At 59.4% G+C, this 17,518-nt stretch carries 15 protein-coding genes and 5 pseudogenes; 11 read left to right on the forward strand and 9 right to left on the reverse strand.

All coding sequences use genetic code 11. The features are described 5' to 3' along the window. Positions 1-10: 10 nt before the first annotated feature. A complete protein-coding gene (locus EN818_RS22240) occupies positions 11-901 on the reverse strand; it encodes a lytic transglycosylase domain-containing protein (RefSeq protein ID WP_245518856.1) in 891 nt (296 codons plus the stop codon). A gap of 153 nt (positions 902-1,054) precedes the next feature. Between EN818_RS22240 and EN818_RS22245 the strand changes: the two genes are divergently transcribed. Genes EN818_RS22245 through EN818_RS22255 form a run of 3 tightly spaced genes read left to right on the forward strand, consistent with a single transcriptional unit; the run spans position 1,055 to position 2,861 of the window. Continuing rightward, positions 1,055-1,663, forward strand: a complete 609-nt coding sequence (locus EN818_RS22245; protein ID WP_135905425.1) for a hypothetical protein — start codon at positions 1,055-1,057, stop codon at positions 1,661-1,663. Beyond that, the gene (locus EN818_RS22250) at positions 1,660-2,190 is read left to right on the forward strand and encodes a thermonuclease family protein (RefSeq protein ID WP_135905376.1); all 531 of its coding nucleotides are present in this window, start codon (positions 1,660-1,662) and stop codon (positions 2,188-2,190) included. Before EN818_RS22245 ends, EN818_RS22250 begins: the two co-directional genes overlap by 4 nt. A gap of 2 nt (positions 2,191-2,192) precedes the next feature. Then, positions 2,193-2,861 (forward strand): thermonuclease family protein, encoded by a 669-nt coding sequence (locus tag EN818_RS22255; protein ID WP_135905427.1) that lies wholly within the window; start codon positions 2,193-2,195, stop codon positions 2,859-2,861. Here the strand turns inward: EN818_RS22255 and EN818_RS32805 are convergent. Both EN818_RS32805 and EN818_RS22265 read right to left on the reverse strand, forming a co-directional pair. Beyond that, positions 2,850-3,071 (reverse strand): hypothetical protein, encoded by a 222-nt coding sequence (locus EN818_RS32805; RefSeq protein ID WP_189523830.1) that lies wholly within the window; start codon positions 3,069-3,071, stop codon positions 2,850-2,852. The two genes, EN818_RS22255 and EN818_RS32805, sit on opposite strands and share 12 nt — an antisense overlap. A 785-nt stretch (positions 3,072-3,856) precedes the next feature. Next, the gene (locus EN818_RS22265) at positions 3,857-4,141 is read right to left on the reverse strand and encodes a hypothetical protein (RefSeq protein WP_135905380.1); all 285 of its coding nucleotides are present in this window, start codon (positions 4,139-4,141) and stop codon (positions 3,857-3,859) included. A 121-nt stretch (positions 4,142-4,262) separates the two neighbouring features. On the opposite strand from EN818_RS22265, the gene EN818_RS22270 reads away from it, so the two are divergent. After that, positions 4,263-5,876 carry a hypothetical protein gene (locus EN818_RS22270; protein WP_135905429.1) on the forward strand — a complete coding sequence of 538 codons (1,614 nt, stop codon included), beginning with the start codon at positions 4,263-4,265 and terminating at the stop codon, positions 5,874-5,876. Next, positions 5,866-6,903 (forward strand): dienelactone hydrolase-related enzyme, encoded by a 1,038-nt coding sequence (locus EN818_RS22275; protein ID WP_135905382.1) that lies wholly within the window; start codon positions 5,866-5,868, stop codon positions 6,901-6,903. Before EN818_RS22270 ends, EN818_RS22275 begins: the two co-directional genes overlap by 11 nt. On the opposite strand, the pseudogene EN818_RS22280 reads toward EN818_RS22275, so the two are convergent. Continuing rightward, positions 6,819-7,520, reverse strand: a pseudogene (locus EN818_RS22280) (plasmid pRiA4b ORF-3 family protein). The gene EN818_RS22275 and the pseudogene EN818_RS22280 overlap by 85 nt on opposite strands. Positions 7,521-7,704: 184 nt before the next feature. Between EN818_RS22280 and EN818_RS34350 the strand changes: the two are divergent. Beyond that, a complete protein-coding gene (locus EN818_RS34350; protein ID WP_135905384.1) occupies positions 7,705-8,304 on the forward strand; it encodes a cold-shock protein in 600 nt (199 codons plus the stop codon). 350 nt (positions 8,305-8,654) lie between these two features. Here the strand turns inward: EN818_RS34350 and EN818_RS22290 are convergent. Together EN818_RS22290 and EN818_RS22295 are read right to left on the reverse strand one after the other, a co-directional pair. After that, positions 8,655-9,460: pseudogene (locus EN818_RS22290) on the reverse strand (IS256 family transposase); the annotation flags it as partial. Between the two features lie 3 nt (positions 9,461-9,463). Beyond that, a complete protein-coding gene (locus EN818_RS22295) occupies positions 9,464-9,811 on the reverse strand; it encodes an NYN domain-containing protein (protein WP_135905386.1) in 348 nt (115 codons plus the stop codon). Between the two features lie 336 nt (positions 9,812-10,147). On the opposite strand from EN818_RS22295, the gene EN818_RS33270 reads away from it, so the two are divergent. Both EN818_RS33270 and EN818_RS33275 read left to right on the forward strand, forming a co-directional pair. Further along, positions 10,148-10,831, forward strand: a complete 684-nt coding sequence (locus tag EN818_RS33270) for a recombinase family protein (protein WP_245518858.1) — start codon at positions 10,148-10,150, stop codon at positions 10,829-10,831. 56 nt (positions 10,832-10,887) lie between these two features. Next, positions 10,888-11,676: a zinc ribbon domain-containing protein gene (locus EN818_RS33275; RefSeq protein WP_210237126.1), complete on the forward strand. Its 789-nt coding sequence runs from the start codon at positions 10,888-10,890 to the stop codon at positions 11,674-11,676. Between the two features lie 310 nt (positions 11,677-11,986). Here EN818_RS33275 and EN818_RS34355 read toward each other — a convergent pair whose 3' ends face one another. After that, positions 11,987-12,118: a hypothetical protein gene (locus EN818_RS34355; protein WP_281036012.1), complete on the reverse strand. Its 132-nt coding sequence runs from the start codon at positions 12,116-12,118 to the stop codon at positions 11,987-11,989. On the opposite strand from EN818_RS34355, the pseudogene EN818_RS33280 reads away from it, so the two are divergent. Next, a pseudogene (locus EN818_RS33280) lies at positions 12,077-12,204 on the forward strand (ATP-binding protein); the annotation flags it as partial. The gene EN818_RS34355 and the pseudogene EN818_RS33280 sit on opposite strands and share 42 nt — an antisense overlap. A 117-nt stretch (positions 12,205-12,321) precedes the next feature. Then, positions 12,322-12,657, forward strand: a pseudogene (locus EN818_RS22310) (cytochrome C peroxidase); the annotation flags it as partial. A gap of 132 nt (positions 12,658-12,789) precedes the next feature. On the opposite strand, the gene asnB reads toward EN818_RS22310, so the two are convergent. Together asnB and EN818_RS22320 are read right to left on the reverse strand one after the other, a co-directional pair. Further along, complete coding sequence (gene asnB / locus EN818_RS22315; protein ID WP_348631417.1) at positions 12,790-14,685, reverse strand: asparagine synthase (glutamine-hydrolyzing); 1,896 nt, start codon at positions 14,683-14,685, stop codon at positions 12,790-12,792. Between the two features lie 853 nt (positions 14,686-15,538). Continuing rightward, positions 15,539-16,075 (reverse strand): annotated as a pseudogene (locus tag EN818_RS22320) (transposase); the annotation flags it as partial. A gap of 448 nt (positions 16,076-16,523) precedes the next feature. On the opposite strand from EN818_RS22320, the gene EN818_RS22325 reads away from it, so the two are divergent. After that, positions 16,524-17,518: FAD-dependent oxidoreductase (locus EN818_RS22325; RefSeq protein ID WP_135905390.1), on the forward strand; the 995-nt coding region annotated here is incomplete at its 3' end.

Consider the following 17,518-nt stretch of genomic DNA (forward strand, 5'->3'; position numbering starts at 1 on the left):
CGGCCTCCTTCTAGAATTGCATGACGCCGCCAACCCACTGGCGCGGTTTGCTGTTGGCCAGCACGCCGGCCACAACGTTGTCGTTGGCTCCCGAGCCCGTCCTTCTCGTGCCCTCGCCCTCCGCCCTTGGCAGGGGCTGTCCGATCTGGCGATTGATCACCTCGGCGACGAAGCGGACGGTTTCCGGGAATGGCGGGACGCCCCCATACTTCTGGACGTTGGTCTCGCCGGCGTTGTAGGCGGCCGCTACGATCAGCGGATTGCGGTAGGTCTCGAACAGCGACTTCAGCAACCTGACTCCAGCGTCGATGTTCTCGGCTGGATCGCAAATGTCGGCGACCCCAAGAAAATCTGCGGTCGAAGGCATGAGCTGCATCGGCCCGCGAGCGCCCTTGGGCGAGTTGCGATCGCGGTCCAGACGGCTCTCGGCTGCCGAGACTGCGAGCGCGAAAGCGGGATCGACCCGGTACTTTTGTGCCGCATCGACCACCAGACGAGCAATTTCCGCTGCCGTTAAAGGTGATGGGCCACACGGGAATACAGTCTTGACCGCAGAAGGGTCAATTTGACTCTTCTGGTCAGAGCCATGGTTGGCAGACTCGACGCTGCTTGCTCTTTTCGCATCGACGTCGCCAAATGGACCGTCGGCCGTTTGAAGCTTGCCGTCTGCGGAAACAACGTATTGCCGGGCACCATCGAGCCAACGATTGCGAAAGACGCTGTCCACTGCGTCGGAATCGGTCTCTGGACCCGCAGTTTGAGTGGAACTGACGGTAGATTGCGCAGTCTCACGCCTTTGTTCTGCCGAGAGTGCCGAGCCGACGGAATGCATTCCTATGGTCGCGAGCAGGACTGGCGCGACGTAGTGCAAAACTTGCGAGTGAAAACGTGACAAGGCCATTCCAGATCATCCGAGGCGGAACGTCGAATGCAGGAATCGGTATGTCAGATAAAAAAGAATGTCAATTTGCCTATGATTTTTTCTTGCGTCGAGAATGCGAAAAGAGCACATTGCAATTCGCCCCACCGCCCGCAACCGAGGAAAACGGCCCCTATGAAACGTTGCCTCAGCAGCCTTGGTCTGTCCCTTTTGATGGCCATGCCAGCGCTTGCCGCGGGTCCCGTCGACCAGGCCTATATCCGTTCGCTCGCCGCACCCGGGAAAACCGTGCTGGTCGTCGAATATTACGACGGCAAGGGCGGCGTCACGGATCGTAAAGGCTTCGCCTCAGCCAGTGGCTTCAAAACGGTTTCGCCGACCGATTTCGCGGTCGACGACAAGGTCACCGTCCACCTCTTCGGTATCGAGCCCTGCGAGGGCGACATGGTGAACCGTCGCGAGAACTTCGCCGGCAGCTGCGCCGACTATGCCGAGCAAGGGCTCAAGACACTGTTGAAGTCGCCAAAGGTGATTTATTGCCGTGCCTTCGTCAGCGAAGCCAACGCGCCTATCCAGGACGCGACCTGTTACGGCTACTACAACTACCCCGGCAGTCTCGACACGGTCGACATGTTCGAGGAGCAATTGGTATCGCTCGGCACGCATCGACTTGCCAAGAAGCCGGGCGGAGGCCTCGCACGGCCCGATCTTGAGCAGGCAGAAAAGACTGGCCGGGGTGGCGGCTACGGCATGTGGGCAGATCCCCGGATGAAGACGAAATGAGATTGCTCGCTGTCGTCTTGGCCGCCGTGATTTCGGGGTCTGTGGCCGCCGCCCCCGCAGGCTATTTCAACCTCCGGCCCGGCGTGGCGCTCGAGAGCGGCGACAGCTGGACAGACGCCGGTGCGAGGTATCACCTCTACGGTGTCCAGTCTTGCCTCCGCGGCACGTACTATGCCGACAGCTCCGGCCACCGAGAGGCGTGCGGCGAAGCCTCCCTTGCTGTCATGGCGGCATTCATTGCTGACACCAAGCCGGTCTGCTCGCCGATAGCGACGATTGCCAAAGTTACTCATGTCGTTTGCTATGCGACAGTCGGCGCCGATCAGTTGGATCTTGGCAATCTGATAATCACGTCTGGCTACGCCTTCGCCGCTCTGCAGGCGGACGGCCTTCCTTACTCGCCCGCATATGCCGTAGCTGAACAGGTTGCGCGCGAAAAGCACGCTGGCCTGTGGCAGTTCAAGGACGTGCAGCATCCGGCGATCCTGCTCGGTCGTGCCGCGGCCCGGAGCCCGACGATCCAATGAGAATGCGAGCGACCTGTTTTGCTGCTCTTCTGGCGCTGTCGGTTGCCGTCTCCCCTAGCTGGCCGGCCGACGCCATCGGGCCGGGAGCGGGGCCGTCTTCGAGCCAAACTATCTCTAAGGCAATCGTCGGCCGGGTAGCGGTCATCGATGGACGGACACTCTGGTTTCCGCGATCGGCCGAGAAAGTCCGTCTTGCAGGTATAGATGTGTGCGAACTGTCCCAATGGGCCTTCGATCCAACCCGATACGGCAAGAACACTGTGCTGAAACCCGTGCCGTGCGGCCCCCTTGCCAAGGCTTGGCTCAAGAGGGTGGTCGGCGACGATCACGTGACGTGTCGGGCGACCGCGTTTAATTCAGACGGCGCCTATGTCGGTGCCTGTTCCACGAGGGGACGCGACCTCGCTGTCGAGATGCTGCGGGTCGGCTGGGCGCTGGTCACCTCCCCTGCCCTTCCAGGGTACGACGCGTGGCAACGCCACGCCATGACGGCCCGATACGGGATGTGGGCCACCTACGTGCTCGACATGGACGAGTGGCGCGGAAGGGCCGTCGATCGAACGCTGCAGAGACAACCGGTCGCCGACTTCAATCTACTGGCTGAGCGAGCGCGAGAAATCTCTCCGCCATTCGCCGACGCGCGCAAACGGCCGCGCCGATCAGACCGCTGAATTTGGATGCTCAGGAGAAATGAACATGCGGCTCATCAGGTCCACCATTGTCCTCGCGTCGAGCGCATTGGCTTCGCTAGCAGCCGCGGTTGTTGACACGCAGGCCAGCGAGTGGGGTTGCGAAGTGCTTTTATGCGCGTCGTCATCAAACCCATCCTGGCATAGCGTGCCTGCCTGCCAGCCGCCCATGGATCGATTGATCTCGGCCATGAGCAGCTGGGGTTTCTCGTGGCCCACCTGCCCCGAAGCAGGCACCGGCTCGCCCGGCTACGAAAGATACGCCGATTGTCCGGCGGGCTGGACGGTTGGATATTCCGAGGTTGGTCACGGGCCGAGCAGTGAACCGAATCTTTGCGTCCAGAGGGGCGGCAGAATTTGCAGCCGACGCGACGGATGCAGTGATACGATTTCGATGCCACGTCCGTCGCGCGGGGAGCCGTATTACTTCGATATTTCTGCCAAAGACGGGTCTGTGTCCCGGCACTGGTTCAATCTGCGGCGTTAGCGCCTGATCCGCCTGGCGAACCTGGCTTCGGATTTCGGTTTCGGTTGCTTCGAGCAAAGCAGTTCCGCGACTTCGTCCCGGAAGCGTGCCGTGGACGCAAGAAGCCGGGCTTGTTGTCCGTCACCGATGTCGGTGCCAGTGGCGATCAAGACGGCCGCGACACCAAGTATCTTATCGCAAGCGTCCGGCGCATTCGTGGGCTCAGCTGCAATCAACTTGGCAACCGCCCGTCGCATATCTCGTCTGATAATCCAAGTCAGCGGCAATCTGATCGGTTGCCAGCGCAAGCGCAAGATTCGCTGAAGTCTCCGATTGGCAGCGCCTATCCGGTCGAGCTCCGCAATCGCCCTCGATGGGGCGAGTCCGCGGTCACTTACCATGCGTAGCCAGTGGAAGTTTCTTGTGCGCGTCATGGCGACGAAATCACATTCCCCGCTGATCTAGTCAGGCTGTATCCCCTTATTCTCAAGGGCCGCCATCCTCTTGCCAGCTATGTCCGAAGGAAGATGAGCCGCGCGAAATATGCGGCCTTCATTTTGAGCTCGCCAACATCGGCCACCGGCGCCATCGGTGCCCGCCGTCGAATAACCGTTTCGTTCGCCAAAACGGCGTCAAGCCGTGGCCCGATCAGCGCCGCCTCGGCCTCTCCGGCGTGCATCATACGTTTTCCGAGACACTCCAGCTCTGAAATGGCGCGGCGGTGCGCCGCGATCAGATCGACGACTGCGTCCGCCTCCTGCACCTCTCCGTTTCTGCACGCCAGTTCAACAGCCATTGTCCTGCTCCGAGTGATTCACGGCCGCCCCTCGCCCGTTGCAGCGAGTCGAAAAATACGTTGATCAGGAACGATGGCACGATAGGATACGAAACGAAGCGAAATCAGAGCCTGCAAGTTGTTGTTTAAGAATGGAAAGTTATTTCTTCCGCCACCGAGAGACGGGAGCGACCTCAAGGAACTATTCAAACGATTAGCGGCAGCAGGTGCCGGTCGGCCACTGGGCAAAGATGGGTTTCCAGCAGGCCCATGGACGCCCGAGCTTCTTGCAGAGGCGATTTCGCAGATTGATTCGAACCGGATCGGGGTCGATCTCAGAACGGTGCAGCTTTGGTTTCAAGACAACGACAAGGGAATTAGCGCTGCCAACATTCGTTGGCTGGCGAGGGTTTTTGGCTGCGGTGATCCGGCGGCTACCAGCGAATGGCAGATGGAGCTGAGTGCGGCGCAATCGCGACTAGCGGCCAAGAGACGGGTACGGAAGAGCGCTGCAAGCGACGTCGCGCTGGCGGTTCCAGATATGGCTCGGCCCACGACCTTCGATGACGAGTCAGGGTTCCCGGCGGAGCTGGTGCGGGATACCGACGCCAAGCGGCCGAGGCAGCGTTTCAGCTTGGCGAGGAGATCGGAGGCGCTTTTCAGTCGCGGATCTCCCTTGAATTTACCGGCCTCGGTGTTTGCGGGTGCCGCCGCTCTCGGGTTTTTGTCGTATATTACTGGGATTCACGACGCTACCTACGTCCGGGCGGATGGCCTAGTTAAGCAGGTTGGGTTTCTCTGGGCGCCGAATTGGACGTTCCTCTTCATGGTGCTTTTGCCCCTGTTTTTTGCATTCGTGACAGAGCTGCTTGTCTTTTGGAAAAATGACGGGCGCTTGAAGCTGGTCGCGGAGGGCGACCAGGTGAAAAGCGACGATGCTTGGGCGCACAGCGTCGAAGCGTCTTCGTATTCATATTGGGCTGTTTTTTTGATTTGTGTGGTGTTCGCCGGTCTTTTTCAGTGGATCGGCGTGTGTTTGCTCCCGCTGATGAAAGGCGGTGGCAATTATGCGACCGATTGGGGCAAGTTGGCGATTGTGCGCCCTGAGCTCATATCGGTGCCGGAAGAGGTCGTGTTCACCGGGCTCGCTTACCTCTATATGTGCCTGTGCTTTTACCTTTTCTTTGTCGGCCTCATTTTGCTTTACACGATTGTCCATGACCTTTGGAGAATTGGCGGAGCGTCGAAAAGTGGACCGGAGGCGGACCATCGCCATAGGGCCAATGAAGTCGGCCTCAGGGTGATGCGCGGGATTTTTCGATGTACTGTTTTGGGCGTTCTGATCGCCATGTGCATGAAGGTCCAAAGCGCATACCTGACATCGCGTGGAGAAAATATCGTGGCTTGGTTGGTCGGCGATCTGTCTTCAGCCTGGTATGGCGGCAACGACGTGAGCGACGGGGTCGCCTATAGGATGCCGACGCACTACAGCAGCTTGCTTATCGCTATTTCGACCTGCGTTGTGTTTGTGTACGGGATCACCCGTTTAGGCGTCGGAAATCGGGTTCAGGTTCCTTTGTGGAAGATGTCCGCGGTCATGGCGTTACTCGTTTCGGGCTACTTGCTGATCGATGCATTTGCTGGCTTTTCGATCCTGCTGGGCTTTGGAGTGCTGCTCGCGATATACGGCCTATGTGATCCCGGATTTGGGCGATGGCGAGCAAGCGAATTAGGAAAAAATCACAGTGTATCATAGCTGGCTTGATCGTTGGGATGAGCGGCGTGCGCGACGCGGTGAGGAAGGGAAGAAGACAACGGATTTCATCCTTGACGCGGACCGTGCCTTTCCAGGCGCGGGGAAGATTGCAAGCATCGAAGAGTTTTGTGTCCTTGCCGACCAGGCCGTGGCCGATCCAGCCTTTTTCGATGAGCCGAGCGAGAGCGATCAGCGTTTCGACCGGAAAGATGAGTGGCTAAGATTTCCATCGGACATTGCGACTGATATCGCGGCGAACAATGTTGTGTGGGCGAAAATCACGGAAAGCGGGTCGTTCGATCGGGCGATGGTGATCTTTCACCATTGGAATGCCGGCGCGCGGAACCGTCAGATTGCCAGTTTTTTCTCGCGGCGTGGTATCACCGTTGTCGAGATTGCCATGCCTTATCACTTCGAGCGCAGCCGTCCCGGCTCCGCCTACGCCGACTATATGCTTAGCCCCAACCTTGGGCGAACGGTCCAGTCAATGAGGCAGGGGGTATTGGACGGGCGAAAGCTCATACGTTGGTTGAAGAGCGAAGGCTACAGAGAGATTTCGGTTCTTGGTATGAGCTTAGGTTCCTGGGTCGCGGGGTTGATTGCTGCGCGCGATGCCGCCGTGTCAAAAGCCTCGTTGTATCTGACAGCGGGGAGTCTGGCGGACATGGTCTGGACGGGCCGCGCGACACGATCGATACGCGATAGCCTTGAGGCCGAGATTGAGCTGACCGATCTCGGAAGGGCCTGGGCTCCACTTAACCTGGAGAATTACGCACATAGTCTGGCACGGCCTGATCTCGATCTTCACGTTGTGTTGGCCAAGAGAGACAAAGTGGTGTTGCCGGAGCTCTCGGCGAGGTTCATGCAGAGGCTCAAGGACGCTGGAGCCAGGCCGACTGTTTTGGAATTGAACTGTGGTCACTATTCGCTCGCCATGCTGCCTTACATTTTGCTGGCGGGTTTGAGCTTGAATCGGTTTCTGTCGCGTGCGGACAACTCTGCCCTGGGTTGGCGGCGGAAGCGGTAGTTTCCTCGTGCGGCGCGCACTGCCTTGGCGATCGCCTTGCATATGGCGTCGAGGTCGCAGTTTTCGGGATGAAATTTGCGGCCGGCTCACCGGCGCCTGGCCTTGTGCTCTTCGTGACTGCTGTCGCGCCATGCTTCGAGGAACTCGGCATAGCCGTGCGGGCCGCCGACGTCCTCTGGCGGCCCTGACCGGCCAGCTGGATTGCAGCCAGGATAATTGACGCCTGCGTCGCGCGGAAGGCGTTCCAGACGGAGCAGATGGCGCCAGTTGTCGCCGAAGTCGTACTCATAGAGGATCGTGATGGGCTGTTCGTCGGGATCGCAGGAAAAAACGAAATCGACCATCCGTAACTCGGTTGCCTCGAAGTTACGATTGGCGGTGAAGCCGTCGTCGTCGAACTCCGGCGCGCCATAGATGATGCCGCCGATGTTGAACTGGTGCAAATGGCTATCGGTCCAAGCAAAGGAGGCCTGGGGCACCTCGTGGAGTTGGGCAAGGTTGAGCGCCATCGGCAGCTCGAGGGTGCGCCTAATCTCCGGCTCAATTCCGATAAATGCGGGCCTCTGCGCGCACGATGTAGCTGTCGGGAGCAAAAGGGTCGAGCATGTGGCAAGCATGCCGCGCGTGAATGGCGTGGGCAAGGGGGCGGCAATTACGGCGCGCGACGAAGTGGCGACGGGTGCCACGACATTTCGCGGGTAGGGAAACGCTGCTGCGAAAACAACCCCGATTGTTGATCGGCCAGCCGTCCCAGCTTATTCATAGGCGCTCAACGCCTCCTTCTACGCCAGCCGAGAGAACATGAGCAGGTACAAAGACCATTGCAGGCCGCGTCGGCATCGAGATGACGACGAGCCGTTTTCTTTTCCGGAGAAGCCTATCGTACCCAACTTCTTTCAGCGGCCACCGTCGGCGGTCGCGGCACCTGTCGACGCCCAGGTAAAGTGGTTCAACGCAGGCAAGGGGTTTGGGTTCGTCAAAGCCTCAGACGGCACAGAGGCCTATTTGCCCTCGCGCGTGTTGGAGGCGATTGGAAGCCACGGTGTCGCCGAAGGAGCGCATCTGAAGGTCACGTTGGAGGAAACGAAAAAGGGACATCAGGTAGCGCAAGTACTGGAGATCGGAGAGGAAATTCCGAAAAGTTCTGCAAATGCGCCTGCCGGTGGGACAGCCATCGTTCGGCCGCAAACGCAGTTCGCAACCAGAGGCACCGTGAAGTGGTACAATGCCGAAAAGGGCTTCGGTTTCATTGCGCCTGAAGGCGGAGGTAAAGACGTCTTCGTTCATGCCTCGGCGCTATCCCGCTCTGGGCTCAGCGCGCTGGCCGAGGGACAGAAGGTGCTGTTTGAGCAGGGGCCGGGCAAGAAAGGCCTGGAGGTCCAGACTATTCGGATTGGCTGAACCTACCACCGTACCCAACAGTAATCCGCAGCCGGCCGGCGGCCGCGACGCAAACAGTTGGGGGGTGGGATACATGAAAGCGTCGGTCGCCGGCACCAGGCGAAGGCTGCGCCGTCAAAGGCGGAGGGTCAGGTAGGCGCGAGGCAACGCCCACGCTCACAATGCCCGCTCATAGCTAAGGAGCCGTTACTGTAGTAGCGCCCCCATTTTGGTGTCTTCGGACCCCGAACTTAGCGAGGAGCGGTGGCGAAACAGCTATTGCGCCGTTCGGTCGCCGCATGGAACTGAAATTCGACCCAGTTGCGTCGGATACAGAAGCTGAAGGCTACGAAATAACGAAATCGCCCGCGCGCCGGCACGACAGGCTTGCGATCCTTCCAAGATACGAACTCCAGCGAGTGGCGGATCAGATGCACGATGCAGGTCTGCACGACCGTTTGCGGGAATACGGCTTCTGGAAAGCCCTTCAGGCCGTCGACGACGGCGATCAGGATGTCGGCGACACCTCGGCTCTTCAACTCGTTCATGACGCGCAGCCAAAATTTGGCGCCTTCCGTCTGCTCAATCCAGATACCCAATATCTCTTTGCCACCGTCGGGCAGGATGCCGAGCGCAATGTAGATCGCCTTGTTGCGGACGAAGCCCTCGTCGCGGACCTTGACCCGGATGGCGTCGAAAAAGACCAAGGGAAAGCAGGCGTCCAACGGCCTGTTCTGCCATTCGGCGACTTCCTCGAGCACGGCGTCGGTGACGGCCGAGATCAGGTCCGGCGAGACGTCGATGCCATAGAGTTCCTCCAGGTGGCCGCGGATCTCGCGCACGCTCATGCCGCGCGCATACATGGATACGATCTTGGCGTCGAAAATCGGGAAAGCGGCGTTGATACTTGGCGATCAACTTCGGGTCGGAGGAGCCGGCACGGTCACGCGGGATCGAAAGTTCGAGCTTCGACGTGCCCGTCAAACCGTCTTCTTCGAATGTCCGTTGCGGCGGTTCGCCAGCCCTTCGGCTTGCTCCTCGTCAAGATGATCATCCAGTTCGGCGTTCAGTATCCGCTCCGAAAGCGCCTTCTTCAGACGTCGAATAAACCGTCCCTGGCAAACAGCTCCTGTGGGTCGCGTCCAGCAAGCAACCGGCCCAGAAGTTCCTTCTCAATGGTCTATGCGATGATTCTCCTTTCCATCATCATGGCCTCACGCACAAGATTCCTGACAGTCCGCGGCGCTCCTTTGTGCCCAAGGGTGCACAGCATTACCTTGACACCCTCGCGACGCACGAATTTAAAGGCTGGGACAAAGTCGCTGTCTGCGGTGACCACGACCAATGCTCGAACACATGTCCGCAACGCCAGCCGCGCCATATCGAGGCCGATTCGGATATCGACACCCTTCTGATTGATGTCCAGGCTAAAGTCTCCGTCCACCAGTTCGCGTGGCTTCTTGATCAGCTGTGCGGCTTTGGCGGGTTTCAGCTTCCACTGAAAGCGCGACAGGCGTGTCTCGCCCATGCGAAGTGCATATCGTCCGTGAGTTCCAGCTGATCGTAAAGACTTTGGGCGTGCCGCGCTCGGTCGGTCACAGCTAACGGATGTTCCTCTCCGCTTACCGGCATCTTGCCGTCTCCAAGGGACGGAGGAGCGTCGTAGTAGTAGATGCGCGCGACACCAAACGGCTATTCCGAGCAGTCCTGACGAGCGGTCATGGCCGTCCGACGTTCAAAGTTCGCTTACGTGTATGTGCGCCAATCCTCAATAAACCAGGTGCCCCACCACCAGGAAAGCACCGAACTTCAGTAGTTTGGTGGACCGCGCCGTCAGATTGGGCTGGCCGCCGGGGTCGTCGTCATCGACGAGGATCTTGGAAAATCAGGAAACGGCCAAGTCGAGCGCGGCGGCTTCCAACGGCTCATCGCCGAGATCGGGCTCGGCAACGCGGGTCTGGTGATCAGCCTCGATGCATCTCGATTGGCGCGCAACAACCGGGACTGGCATCAACTCCTCGAGTTGTGTTCATTGTTCGGCGTTATCATCGCCGATGGTGAACGTCTCTACGATCCCTGCGCTTATCACGACCGGCTGCTGTTAGGGCTCTCGGGGATCATGAGCGAAGCGGAGTTGCACCAGATCCGCATCCGCCTGCATCAAGGGGAGCGGCAGAAGGCTGCGCGGGGCGAGCTTCGCATACCGCTGCCAGGTGGCTTGACCTACAACCGCTCCGGCCAGATCGTGTTCAACCCTGATGAAGAGGTTCAGGCTAGGCTAAGTCTGATCTTCGACAAATTTAAAGAGTTTCAGACCGCGCGACGCGTTATGCGTTACCTGCGCACGCACGACCTACGCATACCTGTGCGGCCGCTCCGCGGGCCGGGACCCCATGAGCTGGTGTGGCCAGACGCCACCATCGCCCACGTCCATCATATTTTGCACAACCCGGGCCTATGCCGGCGCATATGTCTACGGCTGGCGCCGAATAAATGCGGTCCGCCAAGGTCCGCGTTCGCACCGCGCAACCTCGAAGGTGGCCATTGACGACTGGGATGTTGATCAAAGACGCACACCCTGGTTATATTAACTGGGAGGAGTTCATGACCAATCAGCGACGCCTCGCCGATAACACCAATCGATACGAGGCCGGCCACCGCGGCTCGCCGCGCAAGGGCATTGCTTTGCTGCAGGGCTTGGCGGTTTGCGGCCAATGCGGGCGGCGGATGACCGTGCGCTACAGCGGCCCGGACAGTGCATGCCCCGTTTACTGCTGCCTGGCGGACCGCAACCAGACCGGCAGCTCACTCTGTCAGGAGGTTCGGGCGCCCGCAGTAGATGAGTTGGTCGCCCAAACCCTCCTGAAGGCGTTGGAACCTGACCAAATCGCCATCGCCATCGCTGCGCTCGACGAGATTGCGGAGGAAACGCGGAGCCTCGAGAAACAATGGACGCTACGGCGGGAATGTGCGCGGTATGACGCCGAGCGGGCTCGACGACAATACGACACCGTGGAACCGGAAAATCGTCTCGTCGCCAGAACCCTCGAAAAGGCATGGGAAGACAAGCTGCGGTGGGTCGATGAGATCGAGCAGGAATATCGTCGGTGGAGAGACCGAGAGCCCTTGGTGGTACAGACACAGGATCACGCGGGCGCTTCAGCAACTCGCCGAGAATTTGCCGGCTATCTGGCACTCAGAAACCACCCAACCAGAAGACCGCAAACGTATCTTGCGCTTTATCGTGCAGGAGGTCGTTCTCGACCAGAAGAAGATACGCGGCCAGGTCGCCATCAGGATTCTTTGGCAGACCGGCGCAACCAGCCAACATCAAATCCAACGCCGAGTTCAATCTTACGATCGAGACTATGGCGAACTCGAGCTTGTGCGTGAGCGGATCACGCAACTCAATGCTGCGGGCGATATGGACAGGCAAATCGCCAAAAAATTGAACGACGAGGGCATTCGTTCAGCCCGAGGCAGACCATTCACCTACGAGAACGTCTGGCTTCTGCGCCACCGCTGGGAATCCCGACAGCCAAGATTAACGGTGTCGCAGCCAATCCGACACGCTGGCCTGATGGGACCTACTCTGTACAGGGCGCAGCCACCGCGATCGGCGTGACGGCTCAAACCATCTTCGACTACCTCGCCCAGGGCCTTATCCGCGGTCGGCAAAGCACGAAAGGCCAGCCTTGGCAGATCAGCCTTTCCAGCGACCAGATCGATCAACTTCAACGCCGACTGCAACGGACCAGGCGATCAAGGAAAGGTACATCATGAAGCATTCGCGGATCCCACTGTTGGCGATGCCATCCTGGATCGCCTCATTCACAATGCTCACCGCCTTCAGCTCACCGAGAAAGCATGCGAAAACACAATGCCTGCGCCCGCCCTCTTGACGGCGCCTCAAACACCTGAATCAATCAACACGTCGGTCGAAACGGCCGCTCATGATCGCGCGAAATACCACGATCGAATGAAACGAGCGCTCACCATCGCCTGTAACGGCTTCTCACAATCAGCGAAATGCGCACCGAGAAGCCTAGCGCCGACGTTCTGCCGGAGAACGACAAGGGCCGATTTGCCGTCACAAATGCAGCCGACGATTCGTATGTTTTCCGCGTGGCACCGCTGCGCAACGTGGCAATCACCGCGCCGTACTTTCATTCGGGCAAGGTTTGGGACCTGAGACAGGCCGTCGCCATGATGGGGACCACCCAACTTGGCGAAGAGTTAACGCAAAACGAAGTCGACCTGCTCGTTGCCTTCATTAATGCGCTGACCGGAAAGCTATCGGAGATAGCGTATCCCATCTTACCCACTGGAACGGCGACAACACCTCGACCTCAATCGCAAACGTTGGGAAAATAGATATCGCGTGCGGGTTGTGAGCATTCCTTCATCGGGTTTCCGTCATCGGCTGGCCGAATTGCCACTGCGCACCATCATCGGATTGGCCGCTATACGTCGCCCATGTGATCGGGCGGCAGCCCCTCTGTCGTTTCAGATCGTGAGGCTCACGTTGTAATCGGTCAGGAAATCCTGCAGGGTCAGGATATGCTCTACCCCCTCGAGGTTGTCGGTCGCATTGAGCCACGCGCGGGATTTGTCGACGGACAACAGCGGTGCAACTGCCGCATTGCGGTCATTCAGCAGCGCGGCGAACCGCGTGCGCAGCATTTTGTCGTAGGTGGCATCCTGGATAACCGGATACGCGCTCTTCACTCGTTGGACCACCGATAGCGGGAGCAGGTCCGCGGTGGCGGCCCGAAGAAGACTCTTCTCGCGCCCGTCGAATGTCTTGTGGGCCCATGGGGCGCCGAACACGTACTCAACAAGGCGGTGGTCACAGAAAGGGACTCGCACCTCGAGACCCCACGCCATGCTCATCCGGTCCTTGCGGTCGAGCAGCATCGGCAGCTCACGCGTGAGAAAAAGGTAGCAGACCTCGCGCATACGACGCTCGTGCGGATCGGCCGAGGCCGGCCCGGTCAGGGCGGGTACTTCCGCAAGTGCCCTGCGATACTGCGCGTCGAGGTAGCCGGGGAGGTCGAGTTTCTCGACCAGGCCGGGGTCTAGGGACTGCCGGGCAATATCCGATTCTGGCCACGGAAACGTGTCGGCTTGAATGTGCGCGGGATCGTGGAACCTAGAGTAGCCGCCAAAAAGCTCGTCCGCCGCCTCCCCAGACAGGGCCACCGTCGAGTGTTGCCGTATGGCCCGGAACAGCAGGTAGAGCGAGCTGTCCGCGTCGCCCCAAGTGAACGGCAAGTCGCGGGCGTGGAGAGTGGCGGCCCGCACGTCCGGGTCCATGAGTTCGTGCGCGGACAACGTGATGTCCGTGTGGTCGGTACCAACGAACTTTGCGACCTCCTGCACGTACGGCCCGTCGGGAGTGGGGCGCCCCGGGCCGGGGATAAAGTTGTCGGTGTAGCCGACGAAGTCGACGGCGAAGGACCGGATCCTTTCGTCGCTGAAGCGCGCGGCCAGTGCAGTCATGGCCGAGGAATCAAGCCCGCCGGACAAGAGTGTGCACAGCGGCACATCGGCGATGAGCTGCCGCTGGATCGTATCCTCGAGCAACTCGCGGACGCGCCGAATGGTGGTAGGCACGTCGTCGGTGTGCCCGCTGTCGGTGAGATGCCAGTAGCTCATCTCCTTGACGCCGTCGCGGGTTACGCGGACTATGTGGCCGGGCCGTACCTCACGCATGCCGCGGAACACGGTGCTGTCCGGGTCGGGGATGGAGCATAGGGTGCGACGAAGCCCGTCGGCGTCCATGGCCGGTTCCACGAGACTATTGGCGAGGATCGCCTTTGGCTCGGAGCCAAATAACACTCCGTGCTCGGTCGGGTAGTAGTAAAGCGGCTTGATGCCGAGCCGGTCGCGTATGAGAAGCAGTTCGCGCTTGGCGGTGTCCCAGAGTGCGTAGGCAAACATCCCGTTGAGTTCGCTCACGGCGCTGCGGGGGTCGCGGTGGCCCCACTCGCGATGGGCGCGCAGCACCACCTCGGTGTCACTGCTCGTGTCGAACCGATGGCCCGAGGCGGCAAGCCGTTGACGCAGCTCGCGGTAGTTGTAAGTCTCGCCCGTGTAGACGAGCACCAACGCCGGTCGGCCGTCTTCCTGGTGCGTCATCGGCTGACGACCGCCCTCGATGTCGATGATCGCCAGGCGGCGGTGTCCCAGTGCCGCAGGCCCGTCGATCCAAGTCCCCTCGTCGTCCGGACCGCGGTTCGCCATGCTGGCCGTCATGTCGGCAAGCTCCCTGCGCGCTTGGGGACTTCCTAGGTCACGATCGAAATCAATCCATCCACAGATGCCGCACATATTTTGGCTCCTTGCCTTGGGTAACCGTCCAGTCCATAACGTGGTTTGCCGATGAGATGCAGGTGCCATGCCAAAATGAGAAACCGTTTCGAGGCACGGGATAGATCTTGCTCAGCTAAGTTGCGTATCCGACATTGTCGGACATCGTACGGCGCCGAACGCGAAGCTTGGGAGGATGTCGTGCTCGGGCGGAAGAGTACGCCTCGAGGGCAGCGATGCGTCGAGGCACCTTTCCCGAATCGTCTTGATGGTTAAGTCGCTCCTGGTGCTGTCACATTGTTTTGGCGCGGGCGAGCGGAGAAAAGGACAAGATAATCAAGTCAATTTGAGCGGCGATAGCGTTCCACTCGCCTTCGCGCGTAGGCGGGGGTTCCGGATCTGGGCTGCGGATCTGGTTGAACCGTCAGGAACGAAGAGATTGGGGACGGTGGAAAAGATTGACACGAAGTGCTGCAGGGAAGCAATGTAGGAAGACCTGGCGTCGAGACAATGGTTTGCAAACTCTTATCCGCGGGTTGAATACCGCATTTCCGTGTGCACGCCTGGGGCTACTTCTCTCTGAGCACGGGCATCGACGTCGTCGGCCACTCAATTCCATCGAAGATTCCTCGACTAGAGCCCTGCCTCCAACGTTGGGCATCAGCAGATGATCGATGTTTGCCCCTTCTGATGCGCGCTGCTATGCGGGGCGCTTGGCTAAGCTTGATGAACTGGTTGCACTTCCCGGCCAGTAGCCCAGAGGAATGCCGCCATTTCTCGCGCGATTGCAGTGATCGCGACGGCCTTATGCTTGCCCGCGAGGATCATTTTTCAATAGCGTGAGCAGAGGCGGAGGTGACCTTTACACGCTGTTCGCGAACGCTTCTCGGCAGGCGTTCCAACTGCACTTGCTTGGATCGACTTAGCCGCGCGGGGAACGGTAAGCCCATGCGCCGTCGATCAGCATGCGACGGGCTCGAGAGTTCCCGGCCTTAGTGATCCCACCATGTTTGACATGTTCACCTGTCGAGCTCTCTGACGGAACGAGGCCCGCAACGCCTAATAGGCTTCGACAACAGGAGCCATCGTCCAGGATTTGACGGTCTCCGAGATCAGATCGGTCAGACTCTTCAAGCGCACCTCGGCATCCTCGATCGCCTGGCAATATTCCTTGAGCACGATGAAGTGCGCCGGATGCTCGAACTTCAGAGTCGATCAAGCGACTAGGATGAGCGGCCCGAATAGATGCGGCCATGTCGAAGCAGGAACGACTGAAAGCTGCTGACGCGCCCGCTTCTGAGTCTCCTGGGCTACTTCTCGAGCCCGCACGAGATCGTCATGGTTCGTGTCCGCGATCTGGAACCCAGACTGCCACCAGTTCGCCTGCACGATGCAACCTTGCCAGGCTGACCGCGTCGCGGTTCGTCTTCACCCGATAACCAGGGCGCTTTGGTATCATGGACGGCGCGACCACTACGCACACGCCCCGCTCCACGGCAACCGAAATCTTCAATTTTGACACGTCCAGTCCGATGAAAAGTCGAAAAGTCTGCTATTCTGATCCACGGTTCATCCTCGCTAAGCTTGGGCTCGGCCTCGGCCATTCCGAAGCAACCTCCGATTCAGCTTACTGCGAGGGTGAGCCGCCTTCACCCCAAGAACATACGATCTGAGGCAAACGACACTCTGCAAATTATAGAGAGTGCCTTGCGGTTTAGCTGAAGTGTGGGTCCCTGCGGGCGTCGAAGCCGAGCTCGTTGAGTGATTTCGCCTGCGGGGAGAAACTCGATCGGTGATCGGACGTGGTTCATACCTGTCGATTAGCTTAAAGACATTCCTACTGAAGCTTTCCAAATTAGGGATCCCGCCTCAGGTGAAGCAAAAGAGCTTCGTGAGGTGCGCGTGCACCCTCTTCTCGGTGCTAAGTGATGGATGGATCGACTACTATTTCAGAGCTGGAGTTTGATGTCGTTGTCGTAGGCGGCGGTTCTGCAGGGGTTGCGGCGGCGGCATCGGCATCAAGGGCGGGCGCGCGAACCATTCTGATTGAGCGCTATGGCTTCGCAGGCGGGGCAGCCACTACATCGTCCGTACTGGCATACTGCGGATTGTACGCCAACACCGAAGAGCCTTGTCCCGTAGTCGGCGGCGTCGCAATGGAGGTGCTCAGCGAGCTTGGGAAATTGGGCCTCCCTGTTGCCCCGGTTCGTCTCAGGGCGACAGGCAATTGGATCGTCCCGCTAAATCCGGAGGCCGTCAAAGTAGCGCTGGATCGGACATTAATTAATGCCGGCGTAATGGTGTATTATCACTCGTTTGTCACCGGCGCCGAAATGGCTAACAGGAGACTCAACGCTGTCGAGGTATGTGGCCATTTCGGCAAACTGCGCATTTCGGCCACCGCATTCGTCGACGCCTCGGGAGAGGGCGACCTTTGCTTTTTTGTAGATCGAAACGCCTTCTCCGAGAACGCCAACATCCAGCCAGCCTCTTATCCTCTGCGCATTGGCGGGGTATCCGCCGATTGGGCGCTCGACCGCAGTCTTTTCAAAGCGGCGACACAAACCTACAACGCATCGAATCCCGAACTCCGAGCTCGCGAGAATGGCGGGGTCGTCCTCCGCGTTCCGGGGGCGTCCGACCTCTGGTGGATGGCCCTCGACTTGGAAACCAACCCCTGCGACGGTCTCCACTTCAGCCTAGCCGAGGTCGCATCACGCGAGTGCGCCTGGCGTTTGGTAGAATGTTTGAAGGGTGCCAATCCCATCCTTGGAGACTGCTATCTCGCCTCATCTGGCCCGCAGATTGGAGTAAGGGAGAGCCGACATCCGCAAACGATCGTTAAGGTCAAGGCACGCGATATTATCGATGCCGCGATGCCGACTGATACGATCGCACTGGGTGGCTGGCCCATGGAAATCCA

Source organism: Mesorhizobium sp. M3A.F.Ca.ET.175.01.1.1 (genome assembly GCF_004791945.1).
Taxonomy (GTDB): Bacteria; Pseudomonadota; Alphaproteobacteria; order Rhizobiales; family Rhizobiaceae; genus Mesorhizobium.